This window comes from Micromonospora sp. NPDC023888 (assembly GCF_040639415.1).
Lineage (GTDB): Bacteria > Actinomycetota > Actinomycetes > Mycobacteriales > Micromonosporaceae > Micromonospora.
The window spans coordinates 1-1,177 of record NZ_JBEZZW010000109.1 but is presented as its reverse complement, the minus strand read 5'-3'; the positions used below and the strand labels follow the sequence as shown (position 1 = coordinate 1,177).

Genomic DNA, 1,177 nt, shown 5'->3' with positions numbered 1-1,177 from the left:
CCGGAACGCGGCGGCGTGGGGGCTGGGCGGGGGGCACTGCGTCACCTGCCGGGCGTCGTCGGGGCGGTGGGCGGGGCGGGCTCGGCCGTCGCCTTGCTGGGTACACCCCGGACCGTGCCGTCGGGGCCCAGGAAGGCGGGGCTGCCACCGGGCACCATGCCGAGCTCGCGGGCGCGGCGTTCGAGGGCGTCGGGTGCGGAGCGGTCGTCCACGTCCCGCTGGAGCTCCTGCTCCTCGTCGGTCAGTTCGGTGGTCCGCTTCTTCAGCTCGCTGAGCCGGAAGGAGCCCTCGTTGAGGGAGGAGTTGAGCAGCAGGAGGGTGATCAGGCCGCCGCCCAGGAGCAGGACGACCAGCAGGACGAAGGGGGTGCGGGCCGCGGTGCTCGGCCCGGAGGGCATGAGCCGCGCGAGCCGCGCCGCCCGCCCCTTCAGCGGTCCCGCCTTGGTCACCTGTCCTCCCGGTTCGCCCCGCCGTCGTCCTCGTGGTCCACGTCGCCCGCGCTACGCGTGCGTGCCGTCGGGCCCGCCGCTCACAGGTCGTCCTCCCTGATCCGCTCGGCGCCCCGGAGCCTGGCGGGGGCCGCCCGGCGGATCTCGGCGACCTCCTCCTCCGTGGGAAGTTCGGCACCGCGGGTCAGGAGCTTGAGCTTCGGCTGGTAGCGCTCGGGCACGACGGGCAGCCCGGGCGGGGCCGTGCTGGTGGCGCCGGCCGCGAAGACCTGCTTGACCAGCCGGTCCTCCAGGGAGTGGTAGGACAGGACGGCGATCCGGCCGCCGACCGCGAGCGCCTTCACCGCGGCGGGTACGGCCCGCTCCAGGACGGTCAGCTCGCCGTTGACCTCGATGCGCAGGGCCTGGAAGGTCCGCTTGGCGGGGTTGCCGCCGGTCCGCTTGGCGGCCTGCGGCAGCGCGTCGCGGATCAGCTCCACGAGGCGGGCGCTGTTGGTGAACGGTTCCTTCTCCCGCTCCCGTACGACCGCCGCCACGATCCGCTTGGCCTGCTTCTCCTCGCCGTACTGGCGCAGGATGCGGACCAGCTCGCCGGGCGGGTAGGTGTTGAGGACCTCGGCCGCGCTGATGCCGGTCGTCTGGTCCATCCGCATGTCGAGCGGGGCGTCCTGGGCGTAGGCGAAGCCGCGGTCGGCCTCGTCGAGCTGCATGGAGGAGACGCCGAGGTC

General features: G+C 74.3%; 2 protein-coding genes. Both read right to left on the bottom strand.

From position 1 onward, the window contains the following. Positions 1–41 precede the first annotated feature (41 nt). Entirely contained in the window at positions 42–449 is a 408-nt protein-coding gene (locus tag AB0F61_RS34275) for a hypothetical protein (protein ID WP_079137316.1), read from the bottom strand. 80 nt (positions 450–529) lie between these two features. Continuing rightward, positions 530–1,177: 16S rRNA (cytosine(1402)-N(4))-methyltransferase RsmH (gene rsmH / locus AB0F61_RS34270; protein ID WP_357818573.1), on the bottom strand; the 648-nt coding region annotated here is incomplete at its 5' end.